The organism is Microbispora hainanensis (genome assembly GCF_006874475.1).
In the GTDB taxonomy this organism is placed as follows: domain Bacteria; phylum Actinomycetota; class Actinomycetes; order Streptosporangiales; family Streptosporangiaceae; genus Microbispora; species Microbispora hainanensis.
Genome location: NZ_VIRM01000006.1, coordinates 135,477 through 152,186, shown reverse-complemented (window position 1 = coordinate 152,186; position 16,710 = coordinate 135,477). Strand labels below are relative to the sequence as shown.

At 70.5% G+C, this 16,710-nt stretch carries 17 protein-coding genes; 8 read left to right on the top strand and 9 right to left on the bottom strand.

Going from position 1 to position 16,710, the window contains the following annotated elements; all coding sequences use genetic code 11:
- Positions 1-16 precede the first annotated feature (16 nt).
- Positions 17-880, top strand: coding sequence for an NAD(+)/NADH kinase (locus tag FLX08_RS07535; RefSeq protein ID WP_167530306.1), 864 nt, complete (start codon positions 17-19; stop codon positions 878-880).
- Positions 881-1,036: 156 nt separating this feature from the next.
- Positions 1,037-1,930 (top strand): DUF5919 domain-containing protein, encoded by an 894-nt coding sequence (locus FLX08_RS07530; protein ID WP_142617481.1) that lies wholly within the window; start codon positions 1,037-1,039, stop codon positions 1,928-1,930.
- 69 nt (positions 1,931-1,999) lie between these two features.
- Here the strand turns inward: FLX08_RS07530 and mgrA are convergent, their stop codons facing one another.
- The 3 genes from mgrA to FLX08_RS07515 all read right to left on the bottom strand — a co-directional run bounded on the left by mgrA (position 2,000) and on the right by FLX08_RS07515 (position 5,935).
- The gene (gene mgrA, locus FLX08_RS07525) at positions 2,000-2,995 is read right to left on the bottom strand and encodes an L-glyceraldehyde 3-phosphate reductase (RefSeq protein ID WP_142617480.1); all 996 of its coding nucleotides are present in this window, start codon (positions 2,993-2,995) and stop codon (positions 2,000-2,002) included.
- Positions 2,996-3,113: 118 nt separating this feature from the next.
- The gene (locus tag FLX08_RS07520; RefSeq protein ID WP_142617479.1) at positions 3,114-3,743 is read right to left on the bottom strand and encodes an alpha-ketoglutarate-dependent dioxygenase AlkB; all 630 of its coding nucleotides are present in this window, start codon (positions 3,741-3,743) and stop codon (positions 3,114-3,116) included.
- A 56-nt stretch (positions 3,744-3,799) separates the two neighbouring features.
- Positions 3,800-5,935 carry an amylo-alpha-1,6-glucosidase gene (locus FLX08_RS07515; RefSeq protein WP_244312474.1) on the bottom strand — a complete coding sequence of 712 codons (2,136 nt, stop codon included), beginning with the start codon at positions 5,933-5,935 and terminating at the stop codon, positions 3,800-3,802.
- Positions 5,936-6,083: 148 nt separating this feature from the next.
- On the opposite strand from FLX08_RS07515, the gene FLX08_RS07510 reads away from it, so the two are divergent.
- The 4 genes from FLX08_RS07510 to FLX08_RS07495 all read left to right on the top strand — a co-directional run bounded on the left by FLX08_RS07510 (position 6,084) and on the right by FLX08_RS07495 (position 10,448).
- Entirely contained in the window at positions 6,084-7,133 is a 1,050-nt protein-coding gene (locus FLX08_RS07510) for a LacI family DNA-binding transcriptional regulator (RefSeq protein WP_142617478.1), read from the top strand.
- A gap of 40 nt (positions 7,134-7,173) precedes the next feature.
- Complete coding sequence (locus tag FLX08_RS07505; protein ID WP_142617477.1) at positions 7,174-8,421, top strand: sugar ABC transporter substrate-binding protein; 1,248 nt, start codon at positions 7,174-7,176, stop codon at positions 8,419-8,421.
- Between the two features lie 63 nt (positions 8,422-8,484).
- Positions 8,485-9,600 carry a carbohydrate ABC transporter permease gene (locus tag FLX08_RS07500; RefSeq protein WP_244312473.1) on the top strand — a complete coding sequence of 372 codons (1,116 nt, stop codon included), beginning with the start codon at positions 8,485-8,487 and terminating at the stop codon, positions 9,598-9,600.
- A complete protein-coding gene (locus tag FLX08_RS07495; RefSeq protein WP_244312472.1) occupies positions 9,597-10,448 on the top strand; it encodes a carbohydrate ABC transporter permease in 852 nt (283 codons plus the stop codon). The genes FLX08_RS07500 and FLX08_RS07495 overlap by 4 nt, the downstream gene beginning before the upstream one ends.
- A gap of 126 nt (positions 10,449-10,574) precedes the next feature.
- Here FLX08_RS07495 and sigJ read toward each other — a convergent pair whose 3' ends face one another.
- The 5 genes from sigJ to FLX08_RS07470 all read right to left on the bottom strand — a co-directional run bounded on the left by sigJ (position 10,575) and on the right by FLX08_RS07470 (position 13,630).
- On the bottom strand, positions 10,575-11,465 hold the full coding sequence (gene sigJ / locus FLX08_RS07490) for an RNA polymerase sigma factor SigJ (protein WP_142617475.1): 891 nt from the start codon (positions 11,463-11,465) through the stop codon (positions 10,575-10,577).
- On the bottom strand, positions 11,462-11,959 hold the full coding sequence (locus FLX08_RS07485; protein ID WP_142617474.1) for an FAD-dependent oxidoreductase: 498 nt from the start codon (positions 11,957-11,959) through the stop codon (positions 11,462-11,464). Before FLX08_RS07485 ends, sigJ begins: the two co-directional genes overlap by 4 nt.
- Before the next feature lie 97 nt (positions 11,960-12,056).
- Positions 12,057-12,512 (bottom strand): hypothetical protein, encoded by a 456-nt coding sequence (locus FLX08_RS07480; RefSeq protein WP_142617473.1) that lies wholly within the window; start codon positions 12,510-12,512, stop codon positions 12,057-12,059.
- The gene (locus FLX08_RS07475) at positions 12,509-12,907 is read right to left on the bottom strand and encodes an SgcJ/EcaC family oxidoreductase (protein WP_142617472.1); all 399 of its coding nucleotides are present in this window, start codon (positions 12,905-12,907) and stop codon (positions 12,509-12,511) included. The genes FLX08_RS07480 and FLX08_RS07475 overlap by 4 nt, the downstream gene beginning before the upstream one ends.
- 123 nt (positions 12,908-13,030) lie before the next feature.
- A complete protein-coding gene (locus FLX08_RS07470) occupies positions 13,031-13,630 on the bottom strand; it encodes a PadR family transcriptional regulator (protein WP_142617471.1) in 600 nt (199 codons plus the stop codon).
- Positions 13,631-14,078: 448 nt separating this feature from the next.
- On the opposite strand from FLX08_RS07470, the gene FLX08_RS07465 reads away from it, so the two are divergent.
- The gene (locus FLX08_RS07465; protein ID WP_167530305.1) at positions 14,079-14,756 is read left to right on the top strand and encodes a type I restriction enzyme HsdR N-terminal domain-containing protein; all 678 of its coding nucleotides are present in this window, start codon (positions 14,079-14,081) and stop codon (positions 14,754-14,756) included.
- Positions 14,757-14,908: 152 nt separating this feature from the next.
- Here FLX08_RS07465 and FLX08_RS07460 read toward each other — a convergent pair whose 3' ends face one another.
- Entirely contained in the window at positions 14,909-15,127 is a 219-nt protein-coding gene (locus FLX08_RS07460; RefSeq protein WP_142617469.1) for a hypothetical protein, read from the bottom strand.
- A 181-nt stretch (positions 15,128-15,308) separates the two neighbouring features.
- On the opposite strand from FLX08_RS07460, the gene FLX08_RS07455 reads away from it, so the two are divergent.
- On the top strand, positions 15,309-16,649 hold the full coding sequence (locus FLX08_RS07455; protein ID WP_142617468.1) for a helix-turn-helix domain-containing protein: 1,341 nt from the start codon (positions 15,309-15,311) through the stop codon (positions 16,647-16,649).
- Positions 16,650-16,710 lie beyond the last annotated feature (61 nt).

Genomic DNA, 16,710 nt, shown 5'->3' with positions numbered 1-16,710 from the left:
CCCGTACAGTGTGGGCATGGGCATGGTCAGCACCGTGGGTCTCGTCCTGCACCCGCAACGCGACTCCCGGGAGGCGATCGAGACGATCGTCGAGTGGGCGCGCAAGCGGGACTGCACGGTGCTGGGGCTGCCCGACGAGGTCGGGCGCATCGACTGCAGCGCCATCGCGGTGGACGCCCAGACGCTGGTGAAGCGGTCCGACCTCCTCGTCAGCCTCGGCGGCGACGGCACGATGCTGCGCACGATGCGCTTGATCGCCGGGCGGCCGACCCCCGTCCTCGGGGTCAACCTGGGACGGCTCGGCTTCCTCGCCGAGATCGACGTGGACGAGCTGGCGCCCGCGCTGTCGGCGATAGACGAGCACAGATACACGGTCGAGCCGCGCATGGCCGTCCGGGCGACGAGCCACGACGGCCGGATGGTGACCGCGTTCAACGACATCGCCCTCGTCCGCATCCCCGGCGACGGTCTCGCCGCGGTGTCCGTCTCGGTCTACGGCGAGCCGTTCGTCCGCTACTCCGCCGACGCCGTGATCGTCTCCACCTCCACGGGGTCGACCGCGTACAACTTCTCGGCGGGAGGCCCGATCGTCTCCCCCACGGTCGAGGGCTTCCTCGTCGTCCCGGCCGCCGCCCACTCGGCGTTCAACCGGGCGCTGGTCCTGTCGGCCGACGAGGAGGTGACGCTCGACGTGCTCCCGACCAGCGGCCAGCTCGCGCTGGAGGTCGACGGCACCATCGGCGGCCACCTTTGTCCCGGCGACCGGCTCACGGTGACCGCGCTGCGCGCCGCCGCCCGCGTGGTGCGGCTCGGCACGACGACCTTCTACGAGCGGGCCCGCCGCAAGCTCCGCGTGAACGGCAGCGCCGAGGCCGACTGACAAAACGCGGCGCCGCGTTATTCGACGGGCTGAAACTCGACGGCCGTTACGGACAGCTCGGTTCACAGATTCGTAACAAAACGCGACGGTCCGTAACCAAAGCGCTTCATAGAACGTTCCATGTGTGAGCCGAAGAGTCCGGCGAGAGGCGAACGCATGAAGCGCAACAAACTCTTCCGTCTGCTGGTCTCGATTTTCCTCGTTCCGTGGGGCATGATCCTCCTGCTGCTGGCGGGCGAAAGCCCCAAAGGTCTCCTCGCACTGGTCAGCGGACTTGGTGTCTCGTTCGTCGTGGCGGGAACGGTGTCCGCGTTCCGCGAGGTCGCGATCGTCCGCACCGAGTCGGAAGACGCGGCGGAGGACATCGCCGCCCGGCTGCAGGACCGGCTTCAACAGCCGCCGCCGTTCGGTCTCCGTCTCGTGTCGCCGCAACGTCGCGGATACGACGGCTACTACTCCTGGGCCACCTCCACCCAGCCCTGCGAGCTCTTCTGCGCGGGCCGCTCCGTGCTCCATCGGATCGACGCGGATCTCACCGCGCGCAAATTCGCGCCCGTCGAACAGGTCATGCTCCGCAAGCTGCAGGAAGGGTCGGTCATCCGAATCCTGTTCCTCGACCCGAGGTCGGACCTCATTTCGAGGTTGGCCAGAGAAGAGGGGCAGAACGAGCAACAGATGCTGACCGATCTCGCCGCCTCGCTGGACATATGCGAACGCCTCTACGCCCTCCTCAAGGGGGCGTCCTTACCGCCACGAGCCGAGCTCCACATCAGGGTCTACGACCAGGTGCCGTATTTCGCCTATCATCGCGAGAACAAGCAGGTCATCGTCGGTTTCTACTTCGCCACGGCCCTGGGGTCGTTGTCGGCGGCGTTCGAGGTGATCGATCAGGAGAGCCAAAGCAGATTCGAGGGCCACTTCACCTCCATCTTCGAGCGCTCGCACAGCACCCGGATCCTGGAGGAAGTGGCGAGCCAGCGTGCCGTTCCCTTCATGAACCACGCCCTCGTCAGAGACATCCGGGCCGCCCTGGAGAAGAGCACGAGCTGAGTCGTGTCCGGAGCGGTGCCGCCTGAGGTGGTCGGAACCCTTCAGGCGGACACCATGTCGGCGGGAGGGCTAGAGAAGGCCCTCGATCGCGGACAGCTCCTCGGCGGTGAGAGCCGGTGCGTCCAGGGCCGCGACGTTCTGTTCGAGCTGCGCCACCGAGCTCGCCCCGACCAGCACCGACGTGACCCGTTGGTCGCGCAGGATCCACGCCAGCGCGAGCTGCGCGAGCGACTGACCGCGCTCCTGGGCGATCTTGTTGAGGCCGCGCAGGGTCTCCAGCAGATCGGGGGTGAGCCGGTCGCGCTTGAGGAAGTGGCCGATCGCCATCCGGGAGTCGGCCGGCACCTCGCCGTCGAGGTAGCGGCCGGTCAGCAGGCCCTGCGCGAGCGGCGAATAGGCGATGCACCCCGCCCCGGCCCGCTCCAGCGTGTCCAGCAGGCCGTCCTCGACCCAGCGGTCGAGCATGGAGTAGCGCGGCTGGTGGATCAGCAGCGGCGTGCCCAGCTCGCGCAGCACGGCGGCGGCCCGCTCGGTCTGCTCGGCCGAATAGTTCGAGATGCCCACGTAGAGCGCCTTGCCGGAGCGCACCGCCGTGTCGAGGGCGCCCATCGTCTCCTCGATCGGGGTGTCCGGGTCGGGCCGGTGGGAGTAGAAGACGTCGACGTAGTCGAGGCCCATCCGGCTCAGCGACCGGTCGAGGCTCGCCAGCAGATACTTGCGCGACCCCCACTCGCCGTACGGCCCGGGCCACATGTCGTAGCCCGCCTTGGTCGAGATGAACAGCTCGTCGCGGTAGGGCCGGAAGTCCGCGCGCAGGTGGCGGCCGAAGTTCTCCTCCGCGGAGCCGTACGGCGGGCCGTAGTTGTTGGCCAGGTCGAAATGGGTGATGCCGAGGTCGAAGGCCCGGCGCAGGACGGCGCGCTGCACGTCGAGCGGGTGGCCGTCGCCGAAGTTGTGCCACAGCCCGAGGGAGATCTCGGGAAGCAGCACGCCACTCCTTCCGCTGCGCCGGTACCGCATGTCGTCGTATCGAGCGGGGGCGGGGACGTAGGGGTGCGGGATCATCCGTGGCCTTTCTTGCGCGACTGGGCCGGTCCTTTGCCGCGGCCTTACTCAAGGACTACCAGCTAACCGCACATGCTCACGGCCGTCCCACCGCCCCCTGCCAGCCCCCTGCCCGCGCTCAGCGCACGCCGCGCGGGCGGAACTGGACGCTGATGCGGGCGCCGAGCGCCTTGGCCGACTTGGGGATCGCGTGCTCCCAGGTGCGCTGGCAGCTCCCGCCCATGACGATGAGGTCGCCGTGGCCCAGCTCGTGCCGCAGCGCCGGGCCTCCCCCGCCCCGGGGGCGCAGCAGCAGCGGGCGCGGGGTGCCGACCGACACGATCGCGACCATCGTGTCCTGCGTGCTCCCCCGCCCGATGGTGTCGCCGTGCCAGGCGACGCTGTCCCTGCCGTCGCGATAGAGGCACATGCCGGCCGTACGGAACGGCTCGCCGAGCTCCTCCTCGTAGTGGGCGTTGAGCGCGTCCCTCGCCTGCACCAGCACCGGGTCGGGAAGCTCCTCGTCCTCGTCGTAGAACTTCAGCAGGCGCGGCACGTCCACGACCCGGTCGTACATGTGCCTGCGCTCGGCGTGCCAGGGCACCGCCTCAAGCAGGCGTTCGAAGAGCGCGTCGGCTCCCTCGATCCAGTGGTGCCGCACGTCGATCCAGGCGCCGCGCTCCAGCGGAGTGCGGCGCACGGACGAGCCGAGCTCGCCGACATGAACGTCCTCGCCCCAATCGAGGAGCGAAGCCTGGAAAGCCGTCATGGCTACCAGCATATTCAAACATGTATTCGATCATGCCAGGAGTCGTGGCCGGGCCGTCACCGTACGTCGAGGTTCAGGCCCGGCGGCAGGCCGGTGACGGTGGCGCGCCCGGCCGCGTCCACGGCGACGCTCACCTCCGCGCCCGCCACCCGCAGCCCCCGGGCCGACACCGCGCCGAGGGGCGCCCCGGCCATGGGCCGCAGCAGCACCCGCCCGGCCGGCACGTCGGGATAGAGGCCCAGCGCCGCGTGCGCGATCGCCACCGCCGCGGCGGCCGACCACGCCTGGGGACGGCAGGCCGCCGGGTAGGGCATGGGCCTGCCCAAGGCCGGGTGCGGGCCGGCGCCGTCCCCGGAGTACAGCTCGGGCAGCCGGTAGCCGAACGCCTCTCCGGCGGCGAGCAGCCCTTCGGCGAGCCCGGCCGCCTGCGCGGCGAACCCGGCCCTGGCCAGGCCGCCGAGCACGATCGCGGTGTCGTGCGCCCAGATCGAGCCGCAGTGGTAGGACAGCGGGCTGAAGCCGCCGTCGCCGGACGACATCGTGCGCAGCCCGTAGCCGCCGCTCATCGCCGGGGCGGCCAGCAGGTCCGCGACCTGGGCCGACTCCGCCTCCGACAGCAGGCCGGTGCCGAGGAGGTGGCCGATGTTGCTGGTCAGCGCGTCCACCGGCCGCTTGTCGATGTCGAGCGCGAGCGCGGGGAAGCGCCCGTTCGGGCCGTCAACCCAAAACTGGGCGCGGAACCGCTCCGACAGCGCGTCGGCGTGCGCGTTCCACCGCTCGGCGCCGGGACGGCCGAACGCCTCCAGCAGCGACGCCGCGTTCCTCGCCGCCTCGTACGCGTAGCCCTGCACCTCGACGAGCGCGATCGGCGGCTTGGCCTGGCTCCCGTCGCGAAACCGGATGGAGTCGCCGGAGTCCTTCCAGCCCTGGTTGGCCAGGCCGCGCTCGGAGGTGTCGATGTATTCCACGAACCCGTCGCCGTCGGGGTCGGCGAAGTCCGCGAGCCAGCCGAGCGCGGCCTCCATGTGCGGCAGCAGCGCCGCCACCTCGCGCTCGGGCATCCCCCACCGCCAGGCGTCGTGCAGGAGGCTGATCCACAGGGGGGTGGCGTCGATCGTGCCGTAGTAGGCCGCGGGCAGCCGCAGGCCGTTGCCCTCGACGGTGAACTCGCGCCGTCGCAGCTCGTGCATGATCTTGCCCGGTGCCTCGCCCGAGGCCGGATCCACCCGCGTGCCCTGCCGGCGGGCGAGCACCCGCAGCGTGCCGGCGGCGAGGTCGGTGCCGAGCGGCAGCAGCATCCGGGCGGCCCACAGGCTGTCGCGCCCGAAGAGCGTGAGGAACCACGGCACCCCCGCACCGAGGAAGGTGTCCTCGGGGGCGCCGATCTCCGCCAGCCGCAGCGACCGCAGGTCCTCCAGCGACTGGTGCAGCAGCCGGGTCAGCCGCCGGTCGGCGGCGGTGACCTCGGGCCTGCTCCACTCCAGCGTCCTGGCCGGCGTCACGACGACGGCGGCGGGGTCGTCCACGACGGCCTCCCAGCGCAGCGTCGCCGTCCCGCCTGGGGGCAGGCTCAGCTCCCAGCGCAGCCGGGCGCCGCCGCCGGTCTCCGCGCGGGCGTCCTCACCCGCGGCCGTGACCCGGATGCCCCCGCTCCGCCACGACAGGCCGCCGCGGCCCGCGCCGTCCGTACGAGCCGGGTCCGGGCCGTCGGGTTCGGCGGGGACGATCTCGCCGCCCGACTTGACCACCTCGATCGGCGCGAAGTCGCAGCCCAGCTCGACGGTGACCGACGCGACCACGGTCACCGTGGCGGTGGAGGTGATCTCCACGCGCTCGCTCATGCCGCGCGCGCCGACCTCACGGACGCGTTCGAGCCGCACCGTGGGGTCGGGCTGGGGGTCGCCGAGCCAGCGGGCGAGCGAGACGAACCGGGTGCGCCCGGCCTCCTCGTGGACGTGGCCGATGGCCTCGGGCTCGTGGCCGTTGACGAGCAGCGTCGCCTGTGACAGCGCCCGATGGTCGGCGTGGAAGAGCCCCTGGACGCCGAAGGGGCGGATCTGGCCGTCAGCGCCGCTCAGCGCTCCGGTCGGCGCCATGACGGTGCCGACCAGCTCGTGTAGCGGCGGTTGCAGGCGGTACGCCGCACCGGCGGCGAACGCGCCGCCCGGACCGGGCGTGGTTCCGACGAGCACCGAAGGGCCCTCCTGAATCGAATCGTCCCGGCCTTGACCTTGACATGTGGTCGCCGGGGGTGCACATTGCGAAACATTCAGTTTATTTTGATCGATCTAATCATGCCGTACGCCTCCTTGAACGTTCAAACCCCTAGAAGGGCGGATCATGGCCGAAAAGGTGACAATCGCCGACGTGGCCCGGCGCGCCGGCGTATCACGCCAGACGGTCTCGAACGCCCTGAACAGCCCCGGCGTCGTCCGCGAGGAGACCAGGCAGCGGGTGCTGCGTGCGGTTGAGGAGCTGGGCTACCGGGTCAACCAGGCCGCCCGCCAGATGCGCACCGGCCGGTCCCGGCTGATCGCCATCCGCATCGAGCCCGACCGCGACGGCATCAACGGCTCGGTCCTCGACCGCTTCCTGCACGGCCTGACCGAGTCGGCGGCGCGGTCCGGCTACCGGGTGCTGCTCTACACGGCCGACGACGATCGGGCCGAGGTCGACACGTTCGAGGACCTGCTCGGCGCGTACGAGCCGGACGCGTTCGTGCTGACCAGCACCCACCACGGCGACCTGCGTACGGCCTGGCTGCTGGACCAAAAGGTGCCGTTCGTCACATTCGGCCGCCCCTGGAGCTCGGACTCCCCGAAGCACCTGTGGGTGGACGTGGACGGCGCGGCCGGCACGGCCGCCGCCACCCGGCACCTGCTCGACGCGGGCCACCGCGCGATCGGCTTCCTCGGCTGGCCGCCCGGCTCGGGGGTCGGCGACGACCGCCGCGAGGGCTGGGCGCGCACGCTCACCGCGGCGGGCGTGGACCCCACCGGCCTGAGCCGGGCCACCAGCGACGAGGTCGCCGACGGCGAGAAGGCCGCCTACGACCTGCTGCGGTCGGATCTCGGGGTGACCGCGCTCGTCTGCGCCAGCGACTCGCTCGCGCTCGGCGCGCTGCACGCCGCCCGCTCCCCCGGCCTCGCCTGGCAGCCCGGCAGAGGACCCGGCGGCGGGGCGGCGGAACGGCCGGTCGCGGTGATCGGCTTCGACGACACGCCGGTGGCCAAGGCGGTCGGCCTGACCAGCCTGAGCCAGCCGCTGGCGCAGGCCGCCGCGCACTGCGTGGCGCTGCTCACCACACTCCTCGACGGCCAGGCGAAGCCCGGCGAACCGCCGGCGAACGTGCTGCTCGAACCCTCGCTGGTCGTCCGCCAGTCGGCGTGAACCGGCGCGTCATCCCCCTCAACGAAGATCGGGAACCTTCATGAAGAACAGAACCGTACGTACGGCGGTGCTCGGCGCCGCCTGCGCCGCTCTCCTCGCCACGGCCGCCTGCGGCAGCGGTTTCGACGACGACAAGGCGGCCGCTCCCGCCCGGCAGAGCGCCGGCCCGGCCGAGCTGCAGATCCTTATCGGGTCTTCCGGCGACGCGGAGACCACCGCGGTGAAGGACGCCGCCGCGGCCTGGGCGCAGAAGTCGGGCTCGACGGCGACCGTGACCCCGGCGCAGGACCTCGCCCAGCAGCTCGGCCAGGCGTTCGCGGGCGACAACCCGCCCGACGTGTTCTACGTGGACGCCTCCCGGTTCGCCGACTACGCCAGCGTGGGCGCGCTGGAGCCGTACGCCGACAAGCTGACCGGGGCGTCGGACTTCTACCCGAGCCTGCGCACCACGTTCACCTACGACGGCACGTTCTACTGCGCGCCGAAGGACTTCTCCACCCTCGCCCTGGTGATCAACGACGACATGTGGGCCAAGGCCGGGCTGGGCGAGGGCGACGTGCCGACGACCTGGGACCAGCTCAGGGAGGTGAGCGAGAAGCTCAAGGCCAAGGGCGTCACGCCGCTCGCGATCGCCGACACCCGCGACCGCGTCGGCGCGTTCATGGTGCAGGCGGGCGGCTGGATCACCAGCCCCGACGGCAAGCAGGCGACGGCCGACAGCCCCGAGAACCTCACGGCCCTGCAGTACGTCCAGTCGCTGCTCAAGGACAAGCTCGCCCAGTTCCCGAGCCGGCTCGACGCGGGCTGGGGCGGCGAGGCGTTCGGCAAGGGGAAGGCCGCGATGACCATCGAGGGCAACTGGATCAAGGGCGCGCTGAAGGCCGACTTCCCCGACGTGAAGTACAGCGTGCACGAGCTTCCGGCCGGTCCCAAGGGCAAGGGCACGCTGTCGTTCACCAACTGCTGGGGCGTCTCCGCGAAGAGCAGGTTCAAGCAGCAGGCGATCGACTTCGTCGAGGCGATGACCACCGTCGACCAGCAGATGGCCTTCGCCCGGGCCTTCGGCGTCATGCCCTCGCGGCAGTCGGCGAAGGACGCCTACACCAAGGAGTTCCCCGCCGACGCCCCGTTCGTGAACGGCGCCGACTACGCCCAGGGCCCGGTCAACGCGCCGAAGATGGACAGCGTCCTGGCCGACTTCGACACCGGCATCCAGAAGCTCACCTCCAGTGACCCGAAGGCGCTGCTGGAGCGCGTGCAGAAGAACACCCAGGCCGCCCTCGGCTGACGCGAGCCGGTGCGGGCCCCGGCCGGTCACGGCCGGGGCCCCGCCGACCGGAAGGAGTGACCGTTGGCCGACACCGTGGCCGACACCGCACCCGCCCCCGCGCCCGCGGCCCCACGGGCCCCGCGGCCCGGGCCCCGGCTGAGCGCGGCCGTGCGGGAGAATATCGCGGGCTGGCTGTTCGTGGCGCCGGTGGTGGTGATCCTGGGCCTGTTCCTGCTGCTGCCGATCCTGATGGCGATGTGGGTCAGCCTGACCGACTGGAACGGCCAGGGCAGCCCGTTCCGCCCGGGCGTGCCGTTCGTCGGGACGGAGAACTACACGCGGCTGTTCACCGAGGACGGCCTGGCCCGCCAGGACTTCATGACCAGCATCCGCAACAACTTCTACTACGTCGCGATCGTCGTGCCGGCCCAGACGGTGCTGGCGCTGGGCCTCGCCCTGATCGTGAACAGCAGGATGCTGAAGGGGAAGACGTTCTTCCGCGCCGCGTTCTTCTTCCCCTCGGTCACCAGCTCGGTGGCGATCAGCGTGGTGTTCCTGTTCATCTTCGCCAACTCCGGCGCGGTGACCAGCCTGCTGAAGGTGTTCGGGATCGACGGCCCGCAGTGGTTCTCCGACTCGCGGGGCGTGCTCCACCTGCTGCTCGGCGGGCTCGGCCTGGCCGACCCCGACAATCCGCCGGCGGCGCTGACGGACGGCGGGCCGTTCGGGCTCTCGTGGTGGGAGTGGCTGTCCGGGCCCAGCGTGGCGATGTGCACGATCATCATGCTGGTCGTCTGGACGACCTCTGGAACGTTCATGTTGATGTTCCTGGCCGCGCTCCAGGACATCCCGGTCACGCTGGAGGAGGCCGGCATGCTCGACGGCGCCGGGCGCCGGCAGCGGTTCCGGCACATCACGCTCCCGCTGCTGAAGCCCACGCTGTTCCTGGTGCTGACGCTCGGCCTCATCGCCACCTGGCAGGTCTTCGACCAGGTCTACGTGATGAGCCAGGGCAACCCGGCCAAGACCACGCTCACCCCGGCCTTCCTGTCCTACCAGACGGCCTTCCGCAGCTTCGAGTACGGCTCCGGGACGGCCATCTCGTTCGTGCTGTTCGCCATCATCGTCGTGCTCGCGCTGCTCCAGCGGTGGATCATGCGCGACCGCGACCCCGCCCGCCGTACGAGGAGGTCGTGACCGTGAAACGCCGGGACTCCCGCTCGCTCGCGTCCACCTTCGCGGGCTACTTCGTGCTGGTCTTCTTCGCGCTGGTCTTCCTCTATCCGTTCGTGATCCAGGTCGCGAACTCGTTCAAGACCGAGCCCGACGCCGCCGCCGACGCGCTGTCGCCCGTCCCCCACCCCTTCTCCACCAGCGGTTACGAGAAGGTCTTCCTCAACACCGACCTGCCGCTCTGGCTGGGCAACTCGGTGCTGGTGACGATCCTGGTCACCGCGGGGCGGGTGCTGCTGTGCTCGATGGCGGGGTACGCGCTGGCGCGTATCCGCTTCCGCGGCCGAAAGGCGCTGTTCTCCGCCGTCATCGGGGTCATGGCCGTGCCGCCCGTGGTGTTGTTCGTGCCGAAGTTCCTGGTGCTCAACCAGTTCGGCCTGTACGACAGCTACACGGCGCTGGTGCTGCCCCTGATCGTGGACGCCGCGGGCGTCTTCATCATGAAGCAGTTCTTCGAATCGGTCCCGGTGAGCGTGGAGGAGGCCGCGCGCATCGACGGCGCGGGGGTGTGGCGGACGTTCTGGTCGGTGGTGCTCCCGATGGCTCGACCGGCCCTGATCACCCTCACGATCATCTCCTTCCAGGGGAGCTGGAACGAGTTCGCGCACACCCTCGTGGCGGTGCAGAGCCCGGAGCTGTTCACGCTGCCGCGCGGCATCGCCGACCTGGTCAGCGGCTCGCTCGGCAAGGGCACGCAGTATCCGCTCAAGCTCGGCGCCGCCGTGCTCGCCACCATCCCGGTGGCGGTCATCTTCGTGGTGTTCCAGCGCTACTTCGTACGCGGGGCCAACGAGGGCGCGGAGAAGGGCTGACGTCCCGGGCCCGGACCGGCCCGGGTGGCCAGCGTGGCGAGTCGCATTCCGAAATCCGTCCCAGCGATCTTGGCCAAGGCCGTGCGGAGGGTCTCCAGGGTCACCGGGTCGCGTTGCCGCCTGCTCCTAGCGGCTGATCCGGCGCGGGGCCGCCACCGCGAGAAGCTTGTCCGGGTTGCGGACGGCGTAGAAGTTGGTGATCTTCTCATCGGCGATCTCGATCAGGAACACGCCTTCCAGGCGCTCGCCGCCGAGGACCATCGCAGGGGTGTTGTTGCAGTTGACCCTCTCGATCCGCAGCCCCGCCAGCCGCTCCTGGCGGAACAGGTTCATGAGGACCGCGGCCACCTTCTCCGCGCCCACCACCGGCCGGCGCACCGCGGTGGTCTTGCCGCCGCTGTCGGCGGTCCAGGTGACGTCGGGCGCGAGGAGCGACAGCAGCCCCTCCAGGTCGCCGGTGGACGCCGCGGTCATGAACCGCTCGGTGATCCGCGCGGTCGTGGCGGCGTCGGCGGGCTCGAAGCGCTTACGCCGGGCCCGTACGTGCTCGCGGGCGCGGTGCGCCACCTGGCGCACCGTCGCCGCGGATTTGCCCACCGCTGTGGCGATGTCGTGGTAGTCGAAGCCGAACACCTCGCGCAGCACGAACACCGCACGCTCATCGGGGGTGAGTGTTTCGAGCAGCACGAGCATCGCCATCGACACCGACTCGGCGAGCAGCACATCGCTCGACGCGTCGTTCTCGTCGAGCAGCAGCGGCTCGGGCAACCACGAGCCGATGTAGTCCTCGCGACGGCGCGCGCTCGTCCGCACGGCGTTGAGCGCCTGCCGGGTCACCAGCTGTGCCAGATAGGACTTGGTGTCCCGCACCGTCGCGAGGTCCACTTCTGCCCACCGCAGATAGCTGTTCTGCAGCGCGTCGTCGGCTTCGGTCACCGAGCCGAGGATCTCGTAGACGATCGTGAACAGCAGCGGCCGCAACAGGATGAACCGCTCGGCATGCTCGTCGGTGCTCACGGGGAGATGACCACCCGCGCGGCGGAGGCCGGCCGCTCAAGACGCGGGCCGCCCGTGGGCCAGGTCATGGAACCCGGCCTGCGCGCCTCGAGGCGGATCCGCTTGGCCACCACGAACTTGCAGGTCACCTCCTTGATCACCGCGCCCATGCGGCCGCCGATGAAGACGTTCACCGCGGTGTCGTCCTTGCGGGCCAGCTGCCGGATCCCCGCGCGCCGGCCGAGGCTGACCACCCTGCGCGCGGCGGTGTCGACGCGCGTGACCTTGTCGACGACCAAGTGGACACCCTCGCCGAGCAGCGTGCCGTAGTCGATCGTGGCGTCGCCGGTGCGGGCCACGTACTGGTGCAGCCGGATGCGTTCCACGAACTCCGGGCGGGGGTTGACCAGGGTGACGACGACGTCATCGCGCGCCCGCAGGCGGTTGGCCGCCAGCGTTCCGGCGTAACCGCCACCGATGACCACGACCTTGTGGAGCGTTTTGTGTTCGGTCATGCCCTCAGGACACCGCCGATCGCTCAGACGTGACATCACCCGATGTGACGGAGGTCACTTGCGCACGGAGCGCGGGCGCATCCGCTCCGGGACGTCTTCACCGCTTGTCCAGCAGGCGCACCGGGCAGCCCAGCTCGGCGCCCACCCGGTCGAGCAGCGCGGCGAAGCCGTCGCGCGTCTGCGGGCCGAGCCGCCGGAAGAACCCGTTGGCGAGAGGCACTCCCCACCTCAGCCGCTCGGCCACGTTGCGGACCTGGTGCACCAGCAGCGTGCCGGCGGGGTCGGGTGCGAGGCGGTATTCGCCCCGCCACCACCAGCCGCCCTGCGCGGCCAGCAGGTCCCGCCCCACCTCCACTGTCATCGAGTGGCCGGGCGCGGCGAGGACGAAGCGGTCCGGCCCGCCCGTGAGCGTTCCGCCGTGCTCGGCGAACGGAAAGCAGTTGTCGCGTCCCACCGGCCCCGGCCGTACGTGCAGGAGCAGGCCCGCCACCCGCTCGACCGGGGCCTCGACGATGCCGCGAACCTCGACGAGGAGGGTTCCCGCGGACGTCACGGCGTGCCGATCCGGGTGTTGTGGAACGACGCGAAGCGCCAGCCGCCGACCTCCCTGACGGCGGTGAACGTCATGATCGAATCACGGCCCGGATCGGCCGTGCCGTCCGGCAGGGCCGATCCCCCGGTGGTCACGACCAGCGCCGCGTCCGGGCTCAGGAGGCGGATCTTCCGCAGCGGCGGCGCGACGGCGGGCGCGCCCAGCCGGGATCCCTTCAGCGGCCCCTCGAACAGCGCCCTGTGGCTGTCCTCGATGGCCTGCCGGCCCTCCATGCGGGCCCCGAAGTACGTCACGTAGTCGGCGTCCTCGGTGAACAGCCCCGCGAAGGCGGCGGCGTCCCCGCCGTTCCAGGCCGTGATCAGCGCGTCGAGCAGGCGGTTGATGTCGTCGGACATGTCGTGCGGCTCCTCTCGGATGACCGCGAAGCCGCCTATCCTCTGGGGTGCGAGTCCTGATCGGCCGCTTCGCGGGTGGTCGGGTCCGGCGCCGGCCGGATGTTGGCGCATCCGGCCGGCGCGTCACTGTGGGTCGAGCTGCCCGGCGTTCGAATCGGCGCTCCAGGAAACCTGGCCGGACCGGATCTCGGCGAGGGTCGCGCGGACCCACTCCAGTTCGGCCGCCTTCATCGCCCGGTCGTACTCCACTTCGAGGACCAGCACGCGCGGCAGGCCGGAGCCGGCGAGCGCCGCGATGTGCGCGTCGGCGGCGACGATGGCGCCCTCCAGCGTGGCGACGCGGGTGCTCAGCGCCCGCTCCGCCTCGGGGACCGGAAGGCACCCCATCAACGACACCGCGGCCAGGAAGACCTTGGTGTCGCCGTCCGGCTGCTCCAGCAGGCGGCGGAGCCGGCTGCTCAGCTCGGCCCGCCCCTCGTCGGTCACCTGATAGACCGTTCGCTCGGGCCTGCGGCCCTCCCTGCTGGTCTCGACGGGGACGATGAGCTCCTCGCGGGCCAGCCGGTCGACCGCGTGATAGAGGCTGCGCGGCAGGCCGCCGATGTAGTCCTTGTGCGTGTCGATGACGAATCGGTGCAGCTCATAGGGGTGCGCGGGCCGTACGGACAGCAGGGCGAGCACCGTCAGCCCGACCAGGTCCCTGTCCGCCCGTCCCCGCGCCATCACTCCCCCATCGCTTTATTGCACTTTGCACTATAGCGACACGCAAGCGAAGCGGGAACCCCCTACCAGACCCGCACAGGCAGCACCGGCCGCCGGCGGCCGAGTGCTCCCGCCCGCCCAGAGCGCCCGCACCGGCACCGGCACCGAGCGGCGCCCTGCATCCTCCTTTTATGGAGACATTTCCCAATAAAGCACGAAGTGGCCGGAAATAGCGGGCATCGCTATTTGTTGCTGAACAGATATTTACAGTGGTAACCATTTGGAGGCGGAAACGCGTCCAACACCGTTACACCCGTGACTACACGATGACCCGAACCGCAGCGAGGAGAAGGCGCATCCGATGAGCGACCAGACGTCCGAGGCCCTTGCCACATCCGAGGCGACTCCAGCCGTCACCAGGGATGACAGCGACGCACGCGGGATCCGGAAGGCATCCACGCCACGGACCATGCCGAAATGGGAATCCGAGGCGCGCAATCGGATTCGCACGGCGATCCGCCGGTACGGCAAGCCGCTCAGCGACCTCATCGCCCGCGACGCCAACGAGGGCGACACCCGGCTCCTCGTCACCGATTTCCTCTGCGAGGGGCTGGGATACGACAAATACGAAGACCTCACGACCGAATATCAGGTCAAAGGGGAATTCGCCGACTACGGCATCCGGGTGGACAAGCAGCTCGCCGCTTTCATCGAGGTCAAGCGGTGCACGCAGAAACTGGGCGTCAAGCACCTGCGGCAGGTGCAGATGTACGCGGTGAACGAGGGCCTCGAATGGATGGTGCTGACGAATGGGCAGGTGTGGCAGGTCTACCACCTCACCGGCGGTCTTCCCGTCGTCATCGACCTGGCCCTGCAGGTCGATCTCCTCGACGACGGCGGTCTGACCGGGAAGGCCGACGCGCTCTTCTACCTCAGCAAGGAGGCGTTCAAGCGCCGCCTGATAGACGACCTGTGGAAGGCCCGCGCGGCGACGGCCCCGAAGTCCCTCGTACGCGTCCTCCTCACTCCGGTGATCCTCGACGCCGTACGGAAGGAGCTGCGGCGGCAGACGGGACACAATGCGGACGAGAAGGAGATCGAGCGCGTCCTCCAGGCGGAGGTACTGCGGCCTGATCTGCTGGCCTGATTTGCTGGCCTGATTTGCTGGCCTGACCTGCTCACCCGAGCAGCGGAGGGCAGGCAGTGCGACGCGCAGGCACCGGTGACGGCGCCTGCGCGGTTCACGTTGTCTCACGGACCGTCTCCGGTGCGGTCGCCGACCGTACCGGAGGGTCCCGGTCACCCGGCGTCGGCGGCGAACTCGGCGGTCAGCTCGGCCTGTGCGTCCAGGGCGGCGGCGAGGGCCTCGGGATCGTCGGCGTCGAGCGTCATCGCGCATCCCATGCGGATCGCTTCGAGGTCCACCGCGCCGCGCCTGGTCGCCCACCAGCGGCCGACGTCCGACCGCCAGATGATCCAGCCCGTATGGACCCGTGCGATGTCCTCCAACGTGGTCATGTCACCCATCTCCAACGGCTGCTCGCGGAAGTGGGCCAAGCTAAGCGCTTTTGAAGCGGTTGGAGTATCAGCCAGAGGACGTCCAATCACAGCCAGTAGCCGCGCGAACACAAAATCTCCCGTAGTGTCAGCGTGTCACGCTGACACAGCGTGCTTGCGGTCGTGCGAGGAGGGGTGCGACATGCCGGCCAACCACCGCCATCCGCCGAACCGCCGGCTCGCGTGGGAACGCCTGCAGCGCGGGTGGTCCTACGAGGAGCTGTGCGAGCGCATCCGCGCGTCCATGCGGTCGTGCGACGACAAGGACACCGGCCTGACGGCCAACACGGTGCGTCGGTGGGAGACCGGCGAGCGGTGGCCGGATCCGCGTTACCGCAAGCACCTCGTGACGATTTTCGACAAGCCCGCGAGCGAGCTGGGACTGCTCACCCCCGACGAGATGGCCATACGGCCGGTCACGGAGGTGGTGGACGAGATACGGAGGCTGCTGAGCATGATCGTCGCAGAAGGCATCGACCGCTCCACGTTCCTGCGGGGGCTTCTCGGCGCGGGCGTGCTCGCTCCGCTCCTCGGCGAGGGCGGCGAGCGTCTTCCCGCGGCGGTGGAACGAGGACGCGGGGTCGACGCCGAGTCGGCCGAGGCGTTCGCCCGCGTCGTCGACAAGCAGGCCGCCCTCTATTGGACCTCGCCGCCGGACGACATCTTCCAGGCGTCGGTCGCGCACACGCGACTCGGCATGAGCCTGCTGCGGGCGGCGCCGGAGGGAGCGGTCAGGCAGACGCTGGCCGAGGCGGCCGCGCGCTCGGCCCTGCTGTCGGGCAGGGTCGCCTTCTTCGACCTCGACGACGGCCCCACCGCCGCGCGGCTGTACCGGATGGCCCTGTCGGCCACCCGGGAGTGCGGCGACCATCCGCTCGCCGCCGCCGTGCTCGCCCATGCGGCGTTCGTGCCGGGGTTCGAGGGCAACCGTACGGACGCCCTGGGCCTGCTGGACGCGGCGTTCGCGCACGCCTGGCACGGCGTCGGCCCGCTCACCCGGGCGTGGCTGCACTGCGTGGCGTCGGAGATCTCGGCCCGCTGCGGCGAGCCGAAGGAGTGCATGCGCCACATCGACCGCGCCGACCAGATGGTGGACGCGGACGGCGACGACCCCCCGTGGCTGGACTTCTTCGAGCGGGCGAGGCTCGACGGGTTCGCCGGCTACAGCGCGCTGACGGCGGGCCACCACGAGGAGGCGACCCGCAGGCTGCGCAAGGCGCTCGACGACCTGGGCCCGAACGGCGGCAAGCAGCGCTCGGTGCTGCTCGCCGACCTCGCCGCCGCCCACGCCCCCGCCGACGGCGACCAGGCCGCCGAACACCTCAGGCAGGCGGTCGACGCGCTCGACGACCAGTGGTACGCGATCGGGCACGACCGTGTCCGCCGCGTGCTGCAGGTCCTGCCGCCCGCCGCGCAGACGCGGGCGCTGGACGAACGGCTGACCGACCTCGGCCGGTCGCGGCACCCCGAACTTACGATGTGACGACGGACCCCCTCACGCGACCGTCGGCCAACCCGGGCATTTTATACGACCGGTCGTATAC